Raw genomic sequence first — 860 nt, 5'->3', positions numbered from 1 at the left:
GCCCCGCCCCGCCCCGCTCCGTGGACGGGCGCGGGCGTCGAGCCGGGCGGTGCCCCCGCACCGGCGCCCTCCCAGGACAGCCCGCGCCGCCCCGGGAAGCCCGTGCTCCTGCGCCGTCCGGGAGGCCCGTGCTCCTGCGCCGTCCGGGAAGCCCGTGCCTCCGCGCCGTCCCCGGAAAGCCCAGGCCCTGCGCCGTCCGGGGAGCCCGTGTCAGAGCGTCGCTAGGGCAGGACCAGCTCGATGACCTTGACGGCCATCGGGCCCGCCGGGTCGTAGACGACCTTCACCGGCATCCTGTCCTTGCGGAGCCGGTTGTACAGGTCGATGGGGTCGCACACCTTGGTGCCCAGGGCGTTCTTGTCCGCGGTGTCGTACGGGTATCCGGCCGTCGCCTTGCCGCACTTCTTGTTGACCTGTCGGAAGATCAGCCCCTCGGTGTAGTCGATCCGGATGGGGCGGCCGTTCTTCCTGCTCAGCTCCCATGCGATGCTGGGGCCGTCGCCGACCGTGGTCCGGGTGGCCCGGTACGGCGTGACGATCATCGCCGAGCTGCCGGACTTCTTCGCCCAGCCGTACACGGTCTTGAGCGGCGCCTGGCGCTCGGCGGCGGCCATCGCGGGCGCGGCGAACGAGGACAGCAGGGCGGCGGCGGCGCACACCGCGGCCAGGGATGATCTGTTCACGTCTTCTCCGATCATGGGATGGCGACCATCGTGACACCTCACGGCCCGCACTCAAAGGGCGCGAGTGTCGTGATTCATCCCATACCTCGGCAGCGCAACATTCGCGCGGAACGACGTGTCATACATGGTTCGGCGACGCCAGCGCGCGGGCCGGGCGGCCCGGCGACGCCAGGGCGC

General features: G+C 71.9%; 1 protein-coding gene. It reads right to left on the bottom strand.

The features are described from left to right. Window positions 1-221: 221 nt before the first annotated feature. On the bottom strand, window positions 222-683 hold the full coding sequence (locus CA984_RS44205; protein ID WP_133062004.1) for a hypothetical protein: 462 nt from the start codon (window positions 681-683) through the stop codon (window positions 222-224). Between the last annotated feature and the right edge of the window lie 177 nt (window positions 684-860).

The organism is Streptosporangium minutum, assembly GCF_002149035.1.
In the GTDB taxonomy this organism is placed as follows: Bacteria; Actinomycetota; Actinomycetes; order Streptosporangiales; family Streptosporangiaceae; genus Streptosporangium; species Streptosporangium minutum.
The sequence above is the reverse complement of the archived record's forward strand: the minus strand, read 5'-3'. Positions and strand labels throughout refer to the sequence as shown.